The following is an 18,847-nucleotide window of genomic DNA, read 5'->3' on the forward strand; positions in this document are numbered from 1 at the left end:
CCCCATACAAATTGTAAAATCGTGAAAATTTCCCATCCTGCGAAAAAGAAAGGCAGCTACAGCGCCGCCTGATTACTGCCTGCGCCCTGTTGCCGGACGCGACCATGCCAATATTGGATCGCCTCGATGTGGTCACCCATAATTTGCTCGACAGCAGGTGCGTGACCACGACGGGCAAGATGTTTTTCCGGGCGGAACCGGTTTAAGGCAAAGCTGTCTACTGCGTGTACCAGTTCGACCCGCAAGCCCTCTTTCAGAGCGGCCATCTGCGCCAGTGGAGGACAAGCGAGCAATGACCAGCCCAACGTCGCAAACGCCGCTTTTCTCAGGGCGAATGGAACGGCAAGCATCGACCCTGTGCCCAAATCCTTGCGATCAGCCACAAAGGTAAGCGCTTGACGGGCAGCGACGATGACATTCCCGGAGTGTGACTCGAAAAACGCGGATTGATCATTCAAGGCGAGATCAATTCCCTGCTCACACCCGTAGACGAAGGGATACAGATCCTGTGCCGGCAATACAAAATCGGCGTCCACAAAAAGCAAAATGTCCCCTGCTGCAATGCTTGCTCCTACTGCCCGCCCGGAATCAACTCCGAGAGGATGGGCAAATTCTACGGTGACACCCCCGCACGCACGCGCCTTTGCAGCCGTACCGTCCCGGGACCCGTTGACCACAACGATCACTTCCTGAGGATTCAGCAGCTTCACCTCACGAATCACAGCCTCGATCGTGCCGGCTTCATCCCGTGCCGGAATGATGACAGACAGACGCGATCCTTTCTCGACTGTCGTCCTTGGCTGCGCACGTTCCGGGAGAGGTTGCTGGAAAAGCTCCTCCCTTCGCCACCTTCCGTCTGTCAGGCCGTTTCTCTTGGGAAGGCTGGCTGCGAAGTCTATCTGCTCCCGGATTACCGCTTTTTCAAAAAAGGAGCACTCCCCTTGGATGGCTCCATAAAGCTGCGGGTTATAGGGAATGGCATCCCTCATCGGCTCCACCGGCTGCGCCCCGATTCTCACGCCTGTTTTTATCCATTGATAGAGAGCATGCGCCGGATGCTGCAAAAGCTCTGTGCTGATCCGTCTGAGCGCAACTTGGGTTATAGCGTGAGGCGTCCCAAAAAGTGAGGCGGTCCCCAGGTCTGTCCTGCCAAGCAACTCATGGAAAAACAGAATCAGGCTGTGCAGGGGCAAAGTCGTTCTACTCCTGTGGTGACGCCTGCCTTCGCAAGAGAGAAGCACTTGCACCCTGCCATGAAGAATCGGAAACAAGAAGCGCTGCAGCTCCATGGCCGAATAGAAGCGATCTTCCCCCAGAAACAGGAGGACAGCCCCGCGGGCATGACTGGCCGCGAGCGCCCTGCCTGAAAAGGGGTTTATCTGCTGTTCCGGTTCGACAGGAACCATTCGTGTCTTGGCACGAACAGGGGTGGGAATCTCCGGTATCAGGTGACTGGCTGCGGCTACGACAATATCCGCGGAGCCAAGCTGTTGACTGACCTCCACCATTTTCTGCAGATGGTGTGTGGTGTACATCGCAGAGATGATCACAGATACGGAATGCCCCGCCCCTCCCTGTACAGTAGTTCGCATGCTTAGACGACCCGTACGAATGTGATGCGTTCCAGAGGAATGGTGACATTCTGCCCTCCGCCATAGCCAGATGCACTTGCGGCTAGTAAAGTCGCTGTACTGTCTGTTACGCGGCTAAGCACGCCCGTCGTCACCTGGAGACCTGTTGCGATTTCTACCGTCTGTCCGATATGTGTTGTCAATTTTTCTTGAAATTCCATCCATTCTTCTCCTCCTTACAAAGCCTGCACGTAATTGATTTGGCCCAAGGGAACGATGACTTGCGTACCGCCCGGTTCGTTGATCTCCACATAGTCATCGCCCACTTCAGTCAGAACTCCAGCCAGGCTTCCCGCATCCGTCGCGATCTCAATCGACTGATGGAGATAGCCCTGAAGCACTTTGCGAAACTCTGACTTTTCGGGCGGACATGGGGGTTCCTCAACGGGAGGCCTGGGTTTGTTGGGTCCGCCCCAGATGAGTTGCCGCAAGCCTTCAAAGTACGCTTTTATCTCTTGTTCTTGGATAATCAATTTCATTTACTTCATCACTCCAATACCTGTTTGAATTGGCGCCACCTCGTACAAGGTATACGGAAATGATCAAAGATGTGGTAAGACAAACGCATATTTTGTTGCAGATTAGTGCAACTGTCTTAAACTTTTGTTCCAAAATGAGGAAAAAAAGGACGCTTGCCGATCCTAACACTCCCTATCATTCGGAAACAGGATCTTCCGCTTGCATTTTAGGTGTTTCTGGCTGTCGCCCGCATCCTGCTTTCGACCATCAGGCTATGCTTTTATGAGGCTGAGCAGCCGTATCCCTGCGCGAGCTTTCTTTTTCAATGCCAGCATGTTGCTCTGCTATACGGCCTTCACATCCATCGGGGCGAGCAATGGGCCTCTTACATTTACACGAAAACTATTATCCTATATAATAAATGGTATTCTGGTATCACCATAATACGGTTCAATTTTGGATAATTTGGTTTATTGGAGGATAGACATTTATGTTTATCGTAGAAACGATTAAAAGGGTGACCGTCGCTGAGCAAGTCATGGAACAAATTGCTCAATTGATTATCTCCGGTCAGCTCAAGCCCGGCGAGCAATTGCCCAATGAACGGGATCTGGCCGTCATGTTCGGCGTGACTCGCGGACGAATTCGCGAAGCACTGCGTGCCTTATCCCTGGTCGGACTAATCACCATCAAGGCCGGTGAGGGCAGCTTTGTCAACAAACAGGAAGTGCCGATCCCCGCTGATACCATCGTCTGGATGTTCCATAATGAAAGAAACAATCTGGAAGAAATCTACGCGGCGCGCAAGCTGATAGAATCGGAAATTTACCGTTTGGCTACCCAATACGCAGAGGCTGACGACATCCTCAAACTAAAGGGATACATCGAGGAATTGGCAAAATTGAAAGAGGACCAGGTCGAAGAATTCCTGGAAATCCTCGAACAGTTCGATATGTACATGGGACAATTAAGCCAAAACAAAATCTATGACAAATTAATGCAGACGATTATCTATCTGCGCAGGGACAGCAGCAGAAAGATCCTCTGTGTCCCTGGGGCGATGGAGAACAGCATAAAGACGAGAAACGACCTGATTCAGGCCATCGAATCAGGAGATCCAAAAAGAATTAAGTCTTCTATCGGACAATTGTTCAAAAGCGCGCAAAAGTTCTACGACTCGATCATTTCTTCCTAATTCAGATTCACTTGGAATAAAAAAGCGCAGGCAGGTCGCCACGGACCTGTCTGCGCTTTTTCAGGTGCACTGTATATCGGGTATCGCTTCTCCCTACAGCTTGGTTAAAAGAAGACTCAGACTTGGAACATAGGTCACAATCATCAGGATGAGGAACAGGACAAGATAAATCAGTCTGCCTTCTTTGACGAAATCCACAATCGATGTCTTGGTTACAGCACTGGTCGTAAACATAACTGTTCCTACAGGTGGTGTAATGCTTCCGATGGTCAGGTTCAGAACCAGGATGATTCCAAAATGGACCGGATCGATGCCCAATTGAAGAACGAGAGGAATCAGCAAAGGCGTCAACAAAATGATGCACGCTGTTCCCTCCAGGAACATGCCGATAATGAGCAGCAGCACGTTGATCAAGAACAAGATGACAAGCGGGTTATCGGAAAGCCCCAGTACCCAGCCCGCGATCTGCTGCGGCATTTGCTCCCAGGTCAAAATCCAGCTAAATGCGGATGAAGCCGCGACGATGATAATCACCGCAGACGTGAGAAGGACCGACTCTTTCAGCACTTGCCTGATATCGCCCAGCTTGATTTTTTTATAAACGAAAATGCCGATCAGAAGCGAGTACACTACTGCAACAGCCCCAGATTCCGTAGGCGTCATAATGCCCAAGCGGATTCCCCCGACAATAATGACGGGAATCAACAGCGCAAGCACAGCGTCCTTGAGAGCAGACCAGAGTTCCCGAGCGGAGAAGTGATTCATCTCCTTGGATATGTTCTCGCGCTTGCTGGTGTAAGCGTTTACAGCAAATAGCCCGATCGCCATCACAATACCGGGCAAAATCCCCGCCATAAATAATTTTCCAATGGATACCTCAGCAACAAAGCCGTACATAATGAGGCCAATGCTCGGAGGAATAATCGGTGCAATCAGAGCCGCGCCAGCCGTTAACGCCGTGGCAAAGGCCTTATTATATCCCCTGTCTACCATTGGCTCGACCAACAGCTTGGACAAAACGGCAGCATCAGCATTGGATGAGCCGGACATCCCTGCCATCAAGGTGTTGACCGTGATGTTGGTGTAGCCGATACCGCCCCGCACACTTCCCATTACGGAAGACGCCAAACGGATCAAACGGCGGGAAATATCACTGGCATTCATCAAGTAGCCTGTAATGATAAAGAACGGGATCGCCAGCAACGGAAATGATTGCGTACCTGTGATGAGCCGCTGAACCAGCACCTCTATCGTTACATCGGGTGATGCAAGAAAGAAGACGAGAGTGGAGATGACGATCGCAAAAGCGACCGGAAAGCCAAGTACGATCAGAAGCAACATGAGAAGCAAAATGAGCACGGACATCTTTCTAATCAGCCCTCCTGTTTCTAAGGGTGCCATTGACTTCTGCTACCAGGCGAATGAGCATGAGGAAAAAACCGACCGGCAGCGCAGCGTAAAGGTACGCTTGTGACAGAGAGGTATTGCCAAGCGTTTTATGCACCGCTTCGATCGTCAGGAGAACTCCGTAATAGACGAGAATGGCGAATGTCACGATCATAACGAGATGAATCACCATCTCATAGATTGGTTTGCTTTTCTCCGGCAACCGATTCACGATGATATCCACGGCGATATGACCCTTGTGTTTCAGCGCCAGACTTGAGCCAAGGAGGCATATCCAGATGAACATAAGTCCCGAAATCTCAACGACTCCTGAAATACTCGTACTGAAAAAATAGCGCAGAATGACATTGAGGAACGTCAGCAGGACAAGAGCGAGCATTAAAACGCTTGTGAGAATCTCCTCAAGAAAAGTAACGGTTTTTTTGAGCATCCTATCGCCTCCTTATGCAAGCATAGTGAGAAAGGCAGGGAATCCGCCTTTCTCACCCAGTTGTCATTGCTCCAAAATCTTTTGGATGCGATCGTACAATCCCGGAGTCCAGCTATCCTCCAGATTTTTGTATACGACTTTCGTAGCTTCCCGGAATGCCTCAATATCCGGCTCTACAATTTTTACACCTTCCGCGACCAGCTTTTGTTCAAATTCTTCACTTTGCTTAATCGTTTCCTGAGACATTTTTTCACCGGCTGCCTTCGCCTCTTCCAGCAAGATTTCCTGATACTCCTGCGGCAAGGAAGAGAAGATTTTTTCACTCATTACCCAGCCGTTCACCTGTGAAAAATGACCGGTCTTGGATATGCTTGTAGCTACCTCGTGCAGTTTGCTGGAGTAGAGCGTTGAGAACGGGGCTTCAGCACCTTCGATCACTTTTTGCTCCATCCCCGGATAAACCTCTGCCCATGCCATCGGAGTCGGAATCGCTCCCATTGCCTTGATCGTTTCCTCTACCAGCGGGCTTGGCTGCGAGCGGACTTTGACACCGTTCAAATCTTCCGGAGTCTTGATTTCCTTGTTGGTGATCACATGGCGCGAACCGAAATACCAGTTAAAAGCCAGCACGCGCAAATCGTTGTTTTTCAGAATCTCTTCCTGTTCTTTCATAAAGTCGGAATCGATGATTTTTTTCAGTTCTTCCCAATCTTTGACCAGGAATGGCCCTCCGATAATGCTCAAGTCTTTGGCCATATCTACCAGATACGTCGGATTGGTATAGGCAATCATCGGGTTGCCCAGTTTCGCCTGTTCCATAACCTCTGGATCGGAGCCCAGGGTAGAGTTAGGAAAAACCTGAACTTCTATATCGCCGTTTGTCCGCTCCGCCACTTTCTTGGCAAACTCCAATGCCGCCTGATGAGATGGTTCGCTTTCTGTCATCACGTGCCCCATGCGAAGCACCAGTTTTTCTTTCAATTTGGATTCTCCTGCAGCACCTGTTTGCGTGCCTGCGTCTGTGCCACCTGCACTATTGCTCCCGCATCCTGCAGCAGTAACAGCAAGCATCGCAATCAAGAGAGTTGAAACAAAACGCTTTACTGATTTTTTCACATGATCCATCCCCTTTTTTCTATTTCTGTTTCTAGTTCATCTCATAACCGCCGCATACATTGATCGCTTGTCCGTGAACATAGGAAGACTCCGGCAAGCACAGGAAGACGACTTGCTGAGCGACATCACTAGGGTAGCCAATCTCCTTGATCGGTACTTTGGCAAGGAACTCATTTACTGCAACATTCTCCTCGTTCTCTTTTCCAAAAATTCTGGCTCGATCGCGGTTGATTTGCTCCATCATCGGTGTCATAATGACTCCCGGGCAAATAGCGTTTACCCGTATTCCATGCTCGCCAAACGCAAGAGCCGCAGATTTGGTCAGGCTGAGGACTGCCGATTTGCTTGCCGCATAGTGGGCAGCGACCGGGCGGCCTGATCTCCCCGCGATGGAAGAGATGTTGATAATTCTCCCCTGCTTTCGGTCCATCATTGGTTTGACTACTGCCTGAGTCAGAAAAAACACACTTTTCAGATTGGTATCGAGCATACGGTCCCATGATTGCTCGTCAATCTCCAGGAACGGTATGGTTTGCATGATGCCCGCGTTGTTGACCAGAATGTCGATTTTTCCTTTTTCCTCCACGATTTGCTCTACCTTTGACCGCATTTGGGCAATGTCGGATATATCGATCTGCACCGGAATGACCCGCTTGGCATCCAGATTTTGATTCATCTCATCCGCCTGGCTGTGAATCTTCTCGCTTATATCCCACGCGAACACCGTTGCACCATCTTGCGCCAGCTGATTCGTAATCTCTTGACCGATCCCTCCGCCTGCCCCGGTGACAATCGCTACTTTGCCTTCAAGTCTCATGAAAAATGTCTCCTTTTCCATTCGGCAAGGGCCTGATCGAACAATGTCGATTTTGCTCACATTTTGTAAGCCAAGCTCTTTCCATTGTAACCGAACTTTTTGCCAAAACATCTTTTTTGTATTGAACTGAATCAGAACAGCTTCCACTGATCCGCTTGCATCAACGCGGTAAACTCCTGCAAGAATTTGGCTCCTTCCATGCCGTCAATCGTGCGGTGATCGAAGGATGCCGTAATGCTCATCATCGGGTTTACCTGAACCTCGGAGCCTGTCCATACCGGTTTTTCGATTACCCGGCCAACCGCAAAAATTCCCGTTTCAGGCGGATTGACGATCGCCACGAACTCATCGATGCCCATCGAGGCCAAATTGGAGATCGTAAAGGTTCCACCGCTTTGTTCGTCAAGGCTGAGAGAACCGTTGCGGGCTTTTTCTGTCAGTTCCATGCGCTTCCTGCAAATCTCAATCAACGACAACTGATCTGCGTTGTGGATCACAGGTACTACCAAACCGCCGTCAATCGCCACCGCAATCCCGATGTTGACCTGATCCCATTCCATGATGTGCGACGTCCCTGCCTCTTCGATAAAGGATGCGTTTACGCGAGGGCATTTTTTCAAGGCCAGAGCGGTCGCCTGAATCAAAAAGTCATTGATGGATGGACGTACTTGCGCCGAGCTGACAAAGCTGGGAATGGAGAGAAGCGTTTGCCGAAGCTGCTGGATGGCGGACACGTTCACTTCCTGCTTGAGCTGAAATTGCGGTACATGCATGAAACTTTGCACCATTCTGTGCGCGATCTGTTTTCGCATCCGCGTGAGGGGGATCTTTTTCCCGCTCTTGCTGCTAAATGGCTTGGCCGCCGATGTTGGTGCTTTTGCTGCCGCGACTACGTCACTGATGACAATCCGGCCGCGTGGACCGCTTCCCTTGATCTGCTGCACATCTACACCATGTTTGACTGCCAGCTTCCTTGCTGCCGGGGAGACTCGCAGCCGATTGCCCTGAGGTGGCGGCGGCTCCGGTTTTTCTTCCTGCCCGCTTGCCTCCTGGTCAGCTTCGGCACGTGCTTGCGGCTGAGGTGCGTCCGCGGCAACGGCAGCTTCCTCTCCTTCGGTATACACGTCTGTGATGTATCCCAGCAGTGAGCCTACCGCAGCCACTTCCCCTTCTGCTACCACGATCCTTTGCAAAAATCCGTCGGCCGGAGACTCTACCTCCAATTCTGCCTTGTCCGTTTGTACAGTTAAGAGAACCTCGCCTTTTTCGATAGGGTCTCCTACTTTCTTGACCCACGAGGTAATCTCGCCCTCTTCCATGGTCAACCCCATTTTGGGAAGCAAGATATTTACTGTCATGGCTGCTCACCTTCCTTTTGCCTCAAACTTACCCGTTAATTTCTTGACCTTCTGTAGCCAGTGCAGCCTCGCCAAGAATCTCTATCAGTGTGGGGTGCGGATGAATGGCGCTGCTGACTTCCCATGCCGTCGCTTCCAGCAGCATGCCCAAGGCCTGCTCGCCGATCAACTCGGATACATCCGGCCCAATCATGTGCACGCCCAGGAGCCGATCGGTGGAAGCGTCGCTGATCAGTTTGACGAAGCCGTCCGTTTCCCCGTGAATCAAGGCTTTGCCGATTCCCTTGAAGGGGAACTTGCCGATCCGGATGTCCAAGCCTCGCTCGATCGCTTCCTTCTCGTTTAAGCCAATGCTGGCTACCTGCGGATTGGTATACACGCAGCGCGGTACATATTCCGGGATGTACGGCTCTGCCTCTGCTCCACGAATTCGGTCAACCGCAATGATCGCCTGATGAGATGCGACATGCGCCAATTGGAAGGAACCGGCTATATCTCCGATGGCATAGACTCCTTTGATCGCTGTTTCTTGATACGCGTCCACGGGGACAAAGCCCTTGGATACGTCGATGCCCAGTTCTTCTAGTCCCAATCCCGACACTTTGTTCTTTCTGCCCACTGCCAGCAGAAGCAAATCTGCTTCTTCCGTCACTACCTGATTAGAAGCTAGATTTTGAATGGGTAGTGTCACACCAATGCCAGATGTCTTTACTCCTGCCAGATCAAGCCTGGATTGGAGATGCAGGCGGATTCCCTTGCGTTTCAACAAGCGGGTCAGTTCCTTGCTGATCTCCTCGTCCTCTTGCGGAAGCAGGCGATCTTGCTGCTCGATGATGCTGACCTCGACACCCAGCTCGTGCAATATGGTGGCAAATTCAGCTCCTATGACTCCGCCGCCAAGAATGGCAGCCTTTTTGGGTAGGGTCTTCATCGACATCATGTGATCGCTTGTGACGATGAGCCCGTCCCGGCACGCGATGCTGGATGGGATCACCGGTACAGAACCGGTCGCCAGAATGACTGCTTTCGCTTCCACGAGCAGGATGTCATCCGCCTTCTGAATTTCCACCGTGAAAGACTCCCCTGCGCGCCCGCTGATCTTTCCCGTCCCTTTTTCCAGGGCAATCTTGTTTTTTCGCATGAGATATTGGATGCCCTGATGGAGCTGGTTGACGATCTTGTCTTTTCGCTGCATCATTTTTTCCAAAGAAAATACAGGTTTCTCTGTCAACTCAATTCCGTACTCGTCTGCTTGCGCCATACGGTGATAAAATCCGGAAGATTCCAGCATCGCTTTGGTCGGGATACAGCCTTTGTGCAAGCATGTCCCGCCAAGCTGCTCCTTTTCGATCAACAGGACGTTCAAACCATTTTTGGCTGCCCGGATCGCTGCTGTGTAACCGCCCGTTCCCCCGCCGATAATGGCCAGATCATAACTCATGGTGTCACCTTCTTCACGACTTGTTAACATGCCCGGGAGGCTGGACCAGCTCCAGTGTGATTTGGTCAGGGTCGTAGAAATACACGCTGTAGCCTCCCTTGTTTCTCCCTTCCACGATGGAGACTACCTCCGACTTGAAAGAGACGTTATTCTCCTTCAAACGCTCGACCATTTCATGAATGTTCTCGACTACAAAGGCAACATGGGCACTGCGGACATGAGCCGTCCCTGGAGGCACCTCCTCGCCCTTTGGAGAGACGTATTCGATCATTTCAAGCACATGCCCCGAAGGCGAATGCTCCTCTCCAGGAATGGCAAACATCGCTACCTTGAGGGATGCGTCAGGATAACCAACCAGCTTTCTGGTATACTCGTTGTCCTGGATCTGCGTATGGATCAGCTCCAATCCGAGTTGATCCCGATAAAAGCGGATTGTGCGCTCCAGGTTTTGGACAGTAAAGCTCGTATGCCAGATTCCTTTTACCATGGATGTTCCACCTCTCCCGTCTCCCTTGCCTCTACTGTCGATAAAGCGACTTCTTGACTTCCTGGACGATGTCTGCGACTTGCGGCAAAACCTCTTTTTCCAGCTTCAGGTTGTACGGGATTGGCACATCCTCTGCCGCCACCCTCAGGACCGGACTATCCAGGTCATCGAAGGATTCCTCCTGTATGCGTGCGGCCAGCTCAGCTCCCCATCCGTACGAGCGATGAGCCTCCTGTACAATGACCAGGCGATTGGTCTTGGCTACCGATTGCTTTACTGTTTCCACATCCAGCGGGACGATTGTTCTCAGATCGATTACCTCGGCGCTGATGCCTTCTTGTTCCAGCTGCGCAGCCGCATCGAGGGAGAACTGCACCATCCGCGACAGGGAAACGATCGTGACATCGCTGCCTGTCCGCTTGATGTCCGCCACACCCAGAGGAATGACGTACTCCTCCTCAGGGACTTCCCCCTTCTGGTTGTACAGCATCTTGTTTTCCAAAAACATGACTGGACAGCCTTCGCGGATCGATTGCTTCAGCAAGCCTTTTGCGTCATAAGGGGTGGACGGAGCGACTACCTTGATTCCCGGCACCTGGGCGAAGATCGCTTCGAGACTCTGGGAATGTTGGGCAGCGTTCCCGCGTCCGCCGCCTCCCTGTGTCCGAATCACCATGGGGACAGCGGTCTGTCCGCCTGACATGTAGGACATTTTCGCGGCTTGATTTAAGATTTGGTCCATGGCTACGAAAGTAAAATCTACCCACATGATCTCCACCACCGGTTTTAATCCGGTCATCGCTGCTCCGACACCCGCTCCTGTGAATCCCGCTTCTGAAATCGGCGTGTCAATGATCCGCTCTCGCCCGAATTCCTCGATCAGGCCCTTCGTTACGTTGAAGACCCCGCCGTAGTCACCGATATCTTCCCCAAGGATGATCACATCCTCGTCCCGCTTCATTTCCTCCCGCAATGCTTCATTCAGCGCCGCCGCATACGTAATGGTTCGATTAGTAGACATCCGTAAAAATCTCCTCCATCCTCGGTTCTGCAGATTGCTTCGCCCGCTCGTACGCCTCCTCGATCTGGCTGTAGACGCCTTGCTTCAGCTCGTCCAGGGCAGCTTCATCCAGCAGTCCGCGTTCAATGCACGTTTTGCGGAACAAAAGCAATGGGTCCTTCTGCTTCCACGCCTCTACTTCTTCTTTGGTGCGATACGTCTCGGCGTCCCCGAACATATGCCCCAGCTGGCGATAGGTTTTGGCCTCCATCAGCGTCGGTCCTTGTCCAGCACGCCCGCGGTCAACCGCCCATTTGGCCGCCTCCGACACCGCACGAACATCGTTGCCGTCCACGACAATCGATGGGATGCGATACGCTACGCCGCGCTCAGCCAAATGCTCATTCAATACGGAATCCTTGATCGGAGTCATCTCGGAGTACAGGTTGTTTTCGCACACGAACAGCACAGGCAAAGCCAGTATTGCCGCCAGATTCAGCGCTTCATGGAAAGCTCCCTGATTGGTTGCCCCGTCTCCAAAAAAAGTGACCGCTACCTGTCCGTTCTTCCTCCGTTTTGCTGTCAGTGCTCCTCCTACTGCAATCGGAATGCCTGCACCGACGATTCCGTTTGCCCCGAGAATCCCGTCCTCCTTGGAGGCGATGTGCATGGGGCCGCCTTTTCCCTTGCAGTAGCCATCCTCGCGGCCCATCATTTCCGCAAACAGCTTGTACGGATCTGCCCCTTTCGCAAGAGCATGTCCGCGCCCGCGATAGGTCATCGTCATGTAATCGGTTTTCTGCAAATGCATGCAGACCCCGACCGCAACTGCCTCCTGACCGATGTAAGGATGAAGAGATCCGCCCATTAACCCTTGCTTGTATACGTCCACACTTTTTTCTTCAAACGCGCGAATCAGATTCAACGTGCTCCATACGTTGCGGCAATCCGCTTCGCTCCAGGACCACCCCTGCTCGTCCAACTCATAGAATTTCAGCAAGTCTTGCATCTTTTTATCCCTCCCTGTCGCTGGCTTGTGGTGAAACGGCTTTTGCCAGCACTCCAGCTACCGAAAATGTGCCTTCTTTCAGTTCGACCAACTCAATGCGAATATGCGTGGCGTCAATCCCCAGCGATCTGGCAGCGGCATCCGTCATTTCTCGCACCAGCTTCGCCTTCGTCTCCAGGCTGCGTCCCTCCATCATCTTCACGGTAATATAGGGCATGTCTCATCCCTCCTGCACTCGGCTTAGCACCCGATCGACGAATTCCAGGCTCAGCCCGATGTAGGTGGTCGGATCCATGCAAGCCTCCAGCTGCTCCCGGCTTACCTTTTCCATAATGAAGGGCTCCTGGCATATTTCGTCTAGCAGGGTAGACTGATTATCAAACGCTTTCATAGATGCCCGATACACGAGTTCGTGAGCCGTTTGCTTACCTACATGGGGGGAAAGGAAGAACATCAGCCGCTCTGACAAGATCAGCCCCTTGGTCAGATCGAGGTTTTCCCTCATGTTTCGTTCATTGACGATCAGGTTCTTCAAAATCGTTTCGGACTGATCAAGCATAGCCCCGAGATTAACGGAGATTTCCGGGAGAAACTCCCACTCTACAAGCCAGAGCCCCATGTCGCGCTCATGCTCCTGCACCATGGCTTCAAAGGCCAGCGGCACGTTGTTGCGAATCAGGCGGGACAAGCCGACCAGGTATTCACATACCATCGGATTGCGCTTGTGCGGCATGGTGCTGCTCCCGACTTTCCCCAATTCGAAGCCTTCTTCCAACTCCGCAATCTCTGTGCGCTGCAGGTTGATGATCTCATTGGCGATCTTCCCGAGCGTCGCGGCAATCATGGCATAGACCGATGCCAGTTCGGCAAAGTGATCTCTGCTTGTGTGCCAATTGATGTCGGGTACCTGAAGGTCGAGCAGCTCCATCATGCGCTTTTGAACCATTAAACCGCTTTCATGGATGGAAGCGAGCGTCCCAGCAGCCCCCGCCAGCTGACCAATAAACACCCGGTCATGCATTTCCTGCAAACGCTTTTGATGTCTGTGCATCTCCGAGAGCCAGGTAGCCAGTTTAAAGCCCAGCGTGATCGGGAGTGCATGCTGTCCATGTGTGCGTCCCGCCATCGGGGTTGCCCGGTATTTTACAGTCAGGTCCCTCAAGGCTTGTACAATGCTGGACACCCCTGCGCAGATGTAGCGATAGCCGTCCTTTAGCTGCAGAATGAGTGCCGTATCCAAAATGTCCTGCGTCGTCGCACCGTAATGGATGTACTCTCCCGCTCCCTGCTCGCACAGCTTTTCGTACTGGCGAATAAACGGGACCAACGGGTGAGACGTCTTGATCATTTGCTCCCGAATCCGGGCCATATCAAAGGATTGAACCTTCCCTTTGCGCTTGATTTCCTCGTATACCTCGACCGGGATCAAACCAAGCTCAGCCTCCGCCTGCGCCAGAGCTACCTCAACCTGTATCCATTTTTCCAGCAATGCCTCATCCGAAAAGATGCGTCTCAACGTCGCTGTTCCGTAATGATCCTTAAACAACTCCGAATCAATCATGTGGGTATTCAAGCTCTCACTCCCGCCTTTCGCAACACAGTCTTCTGTGGATCGCTGGTAGTACCAGCACATCAAAAAAATAATGGCTTCTCTTATTTGGTATTGTGGTACTACCATAATCGTTTGGAAAAAGGTACAGATTCTTGTGTCTGCACCCTATTATTTCGGTATCGTGGTACTACCATGCGAATAAAGTAACACAGCGCGATCGAATCGTCAATTTATTTTTACTTTTTAAACAAAACAGCGAAAAGAGAGCAAGTCTCTTTTCGCTTGATCCTTGTTACAAGTATGAATCATGGGCTTGCTGCAACAAATCAAACACCCGATTCGGGCTGATCGGCAGACGATCAATCGTAATGCCAAAAGGCGACAGCGCGTCTACTACGGTATTGACAGTCACGATCCCCGTCGCTAATCCCCAATTCCTGCAGGAACGGCTAGTTCGCCAGTAAAAATGTTGATGTTCGATTTGTCGATCATCGAAACCGTAGACAGAATCAGCAAGGTTATCCCGATGTGCATCCAGCTCGCCTTGCTCATTTTCGTCGGTAATGTACCTGCGGAAGTCCCTGGTTGGCTCACTGTAAAACGATATGCTGTCGATTTGAAATATATATATCATCATTACGTTATGCATGTGGGTACATAAAGAAACGAGCCCTCCATCCGCCGAATCACAAAAAAGTACACGGCTTTGCAAAAGAGCCGTGTACTCGCTATCCGTATCGCTTTTCCGTACCTGTTCAGACCGAAAGTCCGCACGACTCGGCCAACAATTCGATCAAATGAACTGCGCGCATCTCGCCAGCCTTGCCTTCCCGTTGTACACCCAGTTTCATTTGCAGCAAACAACCGGGATTGGTCGTGACGATGACGGACGCCTGCGTGTCGCGAACCGTCTCCATCTTGGCGTCGAGCACTTCCATCGATTCGTCGTAGTGCAGGACGTTGTAGATGCCCGCAGAGCCGCAGCACATGTTCGGGTTTGCCATTTCCCGATAGGTGACACCGGGAATTTTATGAATCAGATCGACAGGCTCCTTCGTCACTTTTTGCACATTGGTCATGTGGCAGGAGCGCTGGTAGGTGACGACAGCCTGTACCGGTTTGTGCAGCGGCAGCTCGCATTGCGCCAGCACCTGGCTGATGTCGCGGGTCTTGGCGACAAATGCCTTGGCTCGCTCTTCCCATTCCGCATCCCCGTGGAACAGATGATGGTATTCCACAAGCTGCGCCCCGCAGCCTCCCGCGTTGTTGACGATGAAGTCGACGTCGAGCTTCTCGAATACCTCGATATTGCGCTTCGCCATGCCAATCGTGTCGTCGCGCCGTCCGGCATGGGCGTGCAGCGCACCGCAGCAAGTCTGCTCCGAAATGACGACGACTTCACAGCCTGCCAGCGCCAACAGCTCCATCGACAGGCGGTTGATCTTTTCAAAAATCGCGTCCATCACGCAGCCGGTGAAAAAGGCGACGGTATAGCGGGGAGCCTGCCCCGCCGGAGGATGAAACTGCGCCGGACGCTTTCGCCGTTCGCCGGGAGAGCTGACCTCGGGCAGCACTTCCTCGAACGCCCGGAGGTTTTCCGGCAGCACGCGATTCAGTTTGCCCTTGTGCGCCACTCCCTGCAAGCCGCTCTTCTGGTACAGCCAGATCGCATCTGCGGCGAATTGCAGTTTCTTGGAATCGGGAAACACGTTCTGAAATACGACATCCTGGGCAAAGCGCGACGGTTTGGAGGAGCGGCTCTGCTTGTGCTCTGCCAGAACCTCGCGCGCTCCCTCGAGAATCTTGCCGTATTCCACCCCGGACGGACAGGCCGTTTCGCAGGCGCGGCAGCCGAGGCACAGATCGAGCGGCTCTTCCAGCTCGTCCAAAGAAAGCTGCCCTTCTGCCGCCATTTTCACCAGATTGATCCTGCCCCGTGGCGAGTGCGTCTCCCGCTCCATCGTCAGATACGTGGGACAAGCAGGCAGACAATAGCCGCACTGGACGCACTGAAAAGTCTCGTCGTAGGGGAGATTGTGTTTGTGTGAATGGCTCATCGGCTACCCCTCCGTCAGGTTGAGTTTTTGTCCAGGCTCGGGAAAAATTTTCCCCGGATTCAGAATGTGATGCGGGTCCCAGCTATCCTTGATGCGCTTCATCATGTCCAGCCCGGCCGCTCCCAGCTCCATTTCCATAAAAGGCGCTTTCATGTTGCCGATGCCATGCTCGCCGGACAGTGTCCCGCCCAGTTCGATCGCAGCCGCAAAAATTTCTTCCACCGCTTTTTCGACGCGCTGCATCTCTTCCTTGTCCCGCTTGTCGGCGACGATGTTGGGATGCAGGTTGCCGTCTCCGGCATGGCCAAACACGACCAGATTGACCTGGTACTTCTCGCGGATTTGCTTCAATCGGGCGAACATCGCCGGTATTTGGCTGCGTGGAACGGTCGCATCCTCGGAAATCTTCGTCGGCTTCATCCGCGTAATCGCCGGGGAGACCATTTTGCGTGCCTTCCACAGATTGGCCCGCTCCTGTGCGGTGCTGGCGATTTGCACGTCGCGGGCGCCGATTTGCTGGCAAATCTGGGCGGCCTGGCGAATCTCCTCCTCGACCGCACGCGGGTGACCGTCGACTTCGATCAGAATGACCGCTTCGGCATCCATTGGCAGGCCCAACGGCTGGTACGACTCCACCGCCACGATGCAGGCCTGGTCCATAATCTCCATCTTGGCAGGCAATATGCCGGAAGTCAGCACCTTGGAAATTGCTTCTCCCGAGGTGATGATGTCGTCAAAGATCGCCAACAGCGTCGCTTGTGCCGGTGGCTTGGGGATCAACTGCAAGACCGCTTCCGTAATCACCCCGAGCGTCCCTTCCGACCCGACCAACAGCTTGGTCAGGTCGTAGCCGGTCACATTTTTCACCGTGCGCCCGCCGGTGCGGATAATCTCGCCCTGCGGTGTCACGACTTCCAGCCCGAGTACGTAATCCTTGGTCACCCCGTACTTCAGTCCGAGCGGGCCGCCGGAATTCTCCGCCAGATTGCCGCCAATCGTAGAGACGGCGGAGCTGCTCGGGTCTGGCGGATACATCAGACCCACTTTTTCTGCCGCTTCGTGAATCGCTGCCGTCAATACGCCCGGTGACACAATCGCGATCAGGTCATCCGGGTGCACTTCCAGCTTGTCCGTCATCTTCGACAAGTCGAGTACGATCCCGCCCTCGACCGGCAGCGGTCCACCCGACAGCGAGGTGGACTGGCCGCGCGGATAGACGGGAATGATCTCCTCATTGGCGAGCTTGACGATGCCCGCGACCTCTTCCGTGCTTTTCGGCTGGACGACGACTTCCGGCCAGTACGTCCCGAAGGAAGCGTCAAAGGAGTAGGCAGCCAGGTCCTGTTTTTCGGTCAGAACGCGCTTGGGATCGGATATGATCTGCCGGATGCGCTCCACGGTCTGCTGATCCACTTTTTTGTATGCCATCTCCAATCCCCCCTACAGCTCGATCTGCAGAGAAAGGAATTTGTAATCCAGATAATCCTCGATTCCGTATTTTCCGCCTTCGCGACCGACGCCGGATTCTTTGACTCCGCCAAATGGCGCCTGGGCGACTGTCGGCATCGCGTCGTTGATTCCGACGATGCCGTAGTCCAACTGCTCGGCGACGCGGAACATGCGGGAGCCGTCCTTGGTAAAGATGTAGGAGGCGAGTCCGAATGGCGTGTTGTTGGCATTGGCGATCGCCTCTGCTTCGGTCTCAAACGTAAAGATCGGCGCGACCGGGCCAAATGTTTCTTCGGAGGCGATCTTCATCTCGTGTGTCGCGTTCGCCAGCACAGTCGGCGCGAAGAAGTTGCCTCTGGCAAATTCGCCTTCCGTCAGGCGTCCGCCGCCGCACAGGATGGACGCGCCTTTGGCTACGGCGTCATCGATATGCTCCTGCGCTTTTTGCATCGCTTGCTCGTCGATCATCGGGCCGATCGTCGTGCCTGCTTCCAGTCCGTTGCCGACGACGAGCTGCTTCATTTTTTCCGCCATGATCGCAGCAAACTGGTCCGCGACGGATTTTTGCACATAGATGCGGTTGGTGCAGACGCAGGTTTGTCCGGCGTTGCGGAATTTGCTCGCGATCGCTCCCTCAGCCGCCTTTTCCAGATCGGCGTCTTCGAAAACGAGGAATGGCGCATGACCGCCCAGTTCCATGGAGATTTTTTTCATCGTGTCGGCAGATTGGCGCACCAACTGCTTGCCGACCTCGGTAGAACCGGTAAAGGTAATTTTGCGGACGACGGGACTTGCCATCATCGTCCCGACTACTTCACTCGCAGAGCCGTTGACGAGGTTGGCGACGCCTTTTGGTACGCCTGCTTCATCCAGCGCCTTGAACACCTCAATGGCGGCGAGCGGAGTCGCAGACGCGGCCTTGAGCAAAATCGTGCAGCCAGCAGCCAGGGCAGGAGCCAGCTTGCGCGTAATCATGGCAATCGGGAAGTTCCACGGCGTGATCGCGCCGACTACGCCGACGGGCTGACGAAGCACGAGAATCCGCTTGTTGGGAGCAGAAGCGGGAATGGTATCGCCGTAAATGCGCTTGCCTTCCTCCGCATACCAATCCAGATAGTCGATGGCAAGACCGATTTCACCCCGCGCTTCTGCCAGCGGTTTGCCCATCTCGCGCGTAATCAACTGGGCGATCTCTTCGGTGCGGGCACGCAGGATGTCGGCTGCTTTCTTCAAATACGCATAGCGTTCCTTGGCTGTCAGGCGGGACCAGGGGCCAAACGCCGCCTGTGCCGCGTCAATCGCAGCCTGTGTGTCCTCCGCTCCGCCTTTTGCCACGGTCGCCACTTTCTCGCCCGTAGCCGGATTGGTCACGTCAAAGGTCTTGCCGGATGCAGCTTCGCGCCACTCGCCGTTGATGTATAGCATGGGATATTCCTCCT

General features: G+C 53.2%; 18 protein-coding genes. 1 reads left to right on the forward strand and 17 read right to left on the reverse strand.

The window, feature by feature from the left end:
- Positions 1 to 56 precede the first annotated feature (56 nt).
- From ACAF76_RS19580 to ACAF76_RS19590, 3 genes are read right to left on the reverse strand one after another with little or no spacing between them, the layout of a single operon-like run.
- Positions 57 to 1,592: a glycosyltransferase family 2 protein gene (locus ACAF76_RS19580; RefSeq protein ID WP_400164525.1), complete on the reverse strand. Its 1,536-nt coding sequence runs from the start codon at positions 1,590 to 1,592 to the stop codon at positions 57 to 59.
- A gap of 2 nt (positions 1,593 to 1,594) precedes the next feature.
- Positions 1,595 to 1,792 carry a hypothetical protein gene (locus ACAF76_RS19585; RefSeq protein WP_400164526.1) on the reverse strand — a complete coding sequence of 66 codons (198 nt, stop codon included), beginning with the start codon at positions 1,790 to 1,792 and terminating at the stop codon, positions 1,595 to 1,597.
- A gap of 15 nt (positions 1,793 to 1,807) precedes the next feature.
- Positions 1,808 to 1,972 (reverse strand): hypothetical protein, encoded by a 165-nt coding sequence (locus ACAF76_RS19590; RefSeq protein ID WP_400164527.1) that lies wholly within the window; start codon positions 1,970 to 1,972, stop codon positions 1,808 to 1,810.
- Positions 1,973 to 2,580: 608 nt separating this feature from the next.
- Here ACAF76_RS19590 and ACAF76_RS19595 point away from each other — a divergent pair.
- Positions 2,581 to 3,285 (forward strand): FadR/GntR family transcriptional regulator, encoded by a 705-nt coding sequence (locus tag ACAF76_RS19595; RefSeq protein ID WP_400164528.1) that lies wholly within the window; start codon positions 2,581 to 2,583, stop codon positions 3,283 to 3,285.
- 93 nt (positions 3,286 to 3,378) lie between these two features.
- Here ACAF76_RS19595 and ACAF76_RS19600 read toward each other — a convergent pair whose 3' ends face one another.
- The 14 genes from ACAF76_RS19600 to ACAF76_RS19665 form a co-directional block, all read right to left on the reverse strand.
- Positions 3,379 to 4,650: a TRAP transporter large permease gene (locus ACAF76_RS19600; protein WP_400164529.1), complete on the reverse strand. Its 1,272-nt coding sequence runs from the start codon at positions 4,648 to 4,650 to the stop codon at positions 3,379 to 3,381.
- 4 nt (positions 4,651 to 4,654) lie between these two features.
- A complete protein-coding gene (locus ACAF76_RS19605; RefSeq protein WP_400164530.1) occupies positions 4,655 to 5,122 on the reverse strand; it encodes a TRAP transporter small permease in 468 nt (155 codons plus the stop codon).
- A 63-nt stretch (positions 5,123 to 5,185) separates the two neighbouring features.
- A complete protein-coding gene (locus ACAF76_RS19610) occupies positions 5,186 to 6,238 on the reverse strand; it encodes a C4-dicarboxylate TRAP transporter substrate-binding protein (protein ID WP_400164531.1) in 1,053 nt (350 codons plus the stop codon).
- A 31-nt stretch (positions 6,239 to 6,269) separates the two neighbouring features.
- On the reverse strand, positions 6,270 to 7,055 hold the full coding sequence (locus ACAF76_RS19615; RefSeq protein WP_400164532.1) for an SDR family NAD(P)-dependent oxidoreductase: 786 nt from the start codon (positions 7,053 to 7,055) through the stop codon (positions 6,270 to 6,272).
- 131 nt (positions 7,056 to 7,186) lie between these two features.
- A complete protein-coding gene (locus ACAF76_RS19620) occupies positions 7,187 to 8,413 on the reverse strand; it encodes a dihydrolipoamide acetyltransferase family protein (RefSeq protein ID WP_400164533.1) in 1,227 nt (408 codons plus the stop codon).
- A gap of 28 nt (positions 8,414 to 8,441) precedes the next feature.
- Positions 8,442 to 9,854, reverse strand: coding sequence for a dihydrolipoyl dehydrogenase (gene lpdA / locus ACAF76_RS19625; protein WP_400164534.1), 1,413 nt, complete (start codon positions 9,852 to 9,854; stop codon positions 8,442 to 8,444).
- 13 nt (positions 9,855 to 9,867) lie between these two features.
- Positions 9,868 to 10,341, reverse strand: a complete 474-nt coding sequence (locus ACAF76_RS19630; RefSeq protein ID WP_400164535.1) for a VOC family protein — start codon at positions 10,339 to 10,341, stop codon at positions 9,868 to 9,870.
- Between the two features lie 31 nt (positions 10,342 to 10,372).
- Positions 10,373 to 11,362 (reverse strand): alpha-ketoacid dehydrogenase subunit beta, encoded by a 990-nt coding sequence (locus tag ACAF76_RS19635; protein WP_400164536.1) that lies wholly within the window; start codon positions 11,360 to 11,362, stop codon positions 10,373 to 10,375.
- The gene (locus ACAF76_RS19640) at positions 11,352 to 12,350 is read right to left on the reverse strand and encodes a thiamine pyrophosphate-dependent dehydrogenase E1 component subunit alpha (protein WP_400164537.1); all 999 of its coding nucleotides are present in this window, start codon (positions 12,348 to 12,350) and stop codon (positions 11,352 to 11,354) included. The genes ACAF76_RS19635 and ACAF76_RS19640 overlap by 11 nt, the downstream gene beginning before the upstream one ends.
- Before the next feature lie 4 nt (positions 12,351 to 12,354).
- The gene (locus tag ACAF76_RS19645) at positions 12,355 to 12,567 is read right to left on the reverse strand and encodes a 4-oxalocrotonate tautomerase family protein (RefSeq protein WP_400164538.1); all 213 of its coding nucleotides are present in this window, start codon (positions 12,565 to 12,567) and stop codon (positions 12,355 to 12,357) included.
- A gap of 3 nt (positions 12,568 to 12,570) precedes the next feature.
- Positions 12,571 to 13,923: an adenylosuccinate lyase gene (gene purB, locus ACAF76_RS19650; RefSeq protein ID WP_400164539.1), complete on the reverse strand. Its 1,353-nt coding sequence runs from the start codon at positions 13,921 to 13,923 to the stop codon at positions 12,571 to 12,573.
- A gap of 734 nt (positions 13,924 to 14,657) precedes the next feature.
- The gene (locus ACAF76_RS19655) at positions 14,658 to 15,959 is read right to left on the reverse strand and encodes a (Fe-S)-binding protein (protein WP_400164540.1); all 1,302 of its coding nucleotides are present in this window, start codon (positions 15,957 to 15,959) and stop codon (positions 14,658 to 14,660) included.
- A 3-nt stretch (positions 15,960 to 15,962) separates the two neighbouring features.
- On the reverse strand, positions 15,963 to 17,387 hold the full coding sequence (locus ACAF76_RS19660; RefSeq protein WP_400164541.1) for an FAD-binding oxidoreductase: 1,425 nt from the start codon (positions 17,385 to 17,387) through the stop codon (positions 15,963 to 15,965).
- A gap of 12 nt (positions 17,388 to 17,399) precedes the next feature.
- Positions 17,400 to 18,833 (reverse strand): NAD-dependent succinate-semialdehyde dehydrogenase, encoded by a 1,434-nt coding sequence (locus ACAF76_RS19665; protein WP_400164542.1) that lies wholly within the window; start codon positions 18,831 to 18,833, stop codon positions 17,400 to 17,402.
- Between the last annotated feature and the right edge of the window lie 14 nt (positions 18,834 to 18,847).

The sequence above is a fragment of the Brevibacillus sp. TJ4 genome, assembly GCF_044627595.2.
Lineage (GTDB): Bacteria > Bacillota > Bacilli > Brevibacillales > Brevibacillaceae > Brevibacillus.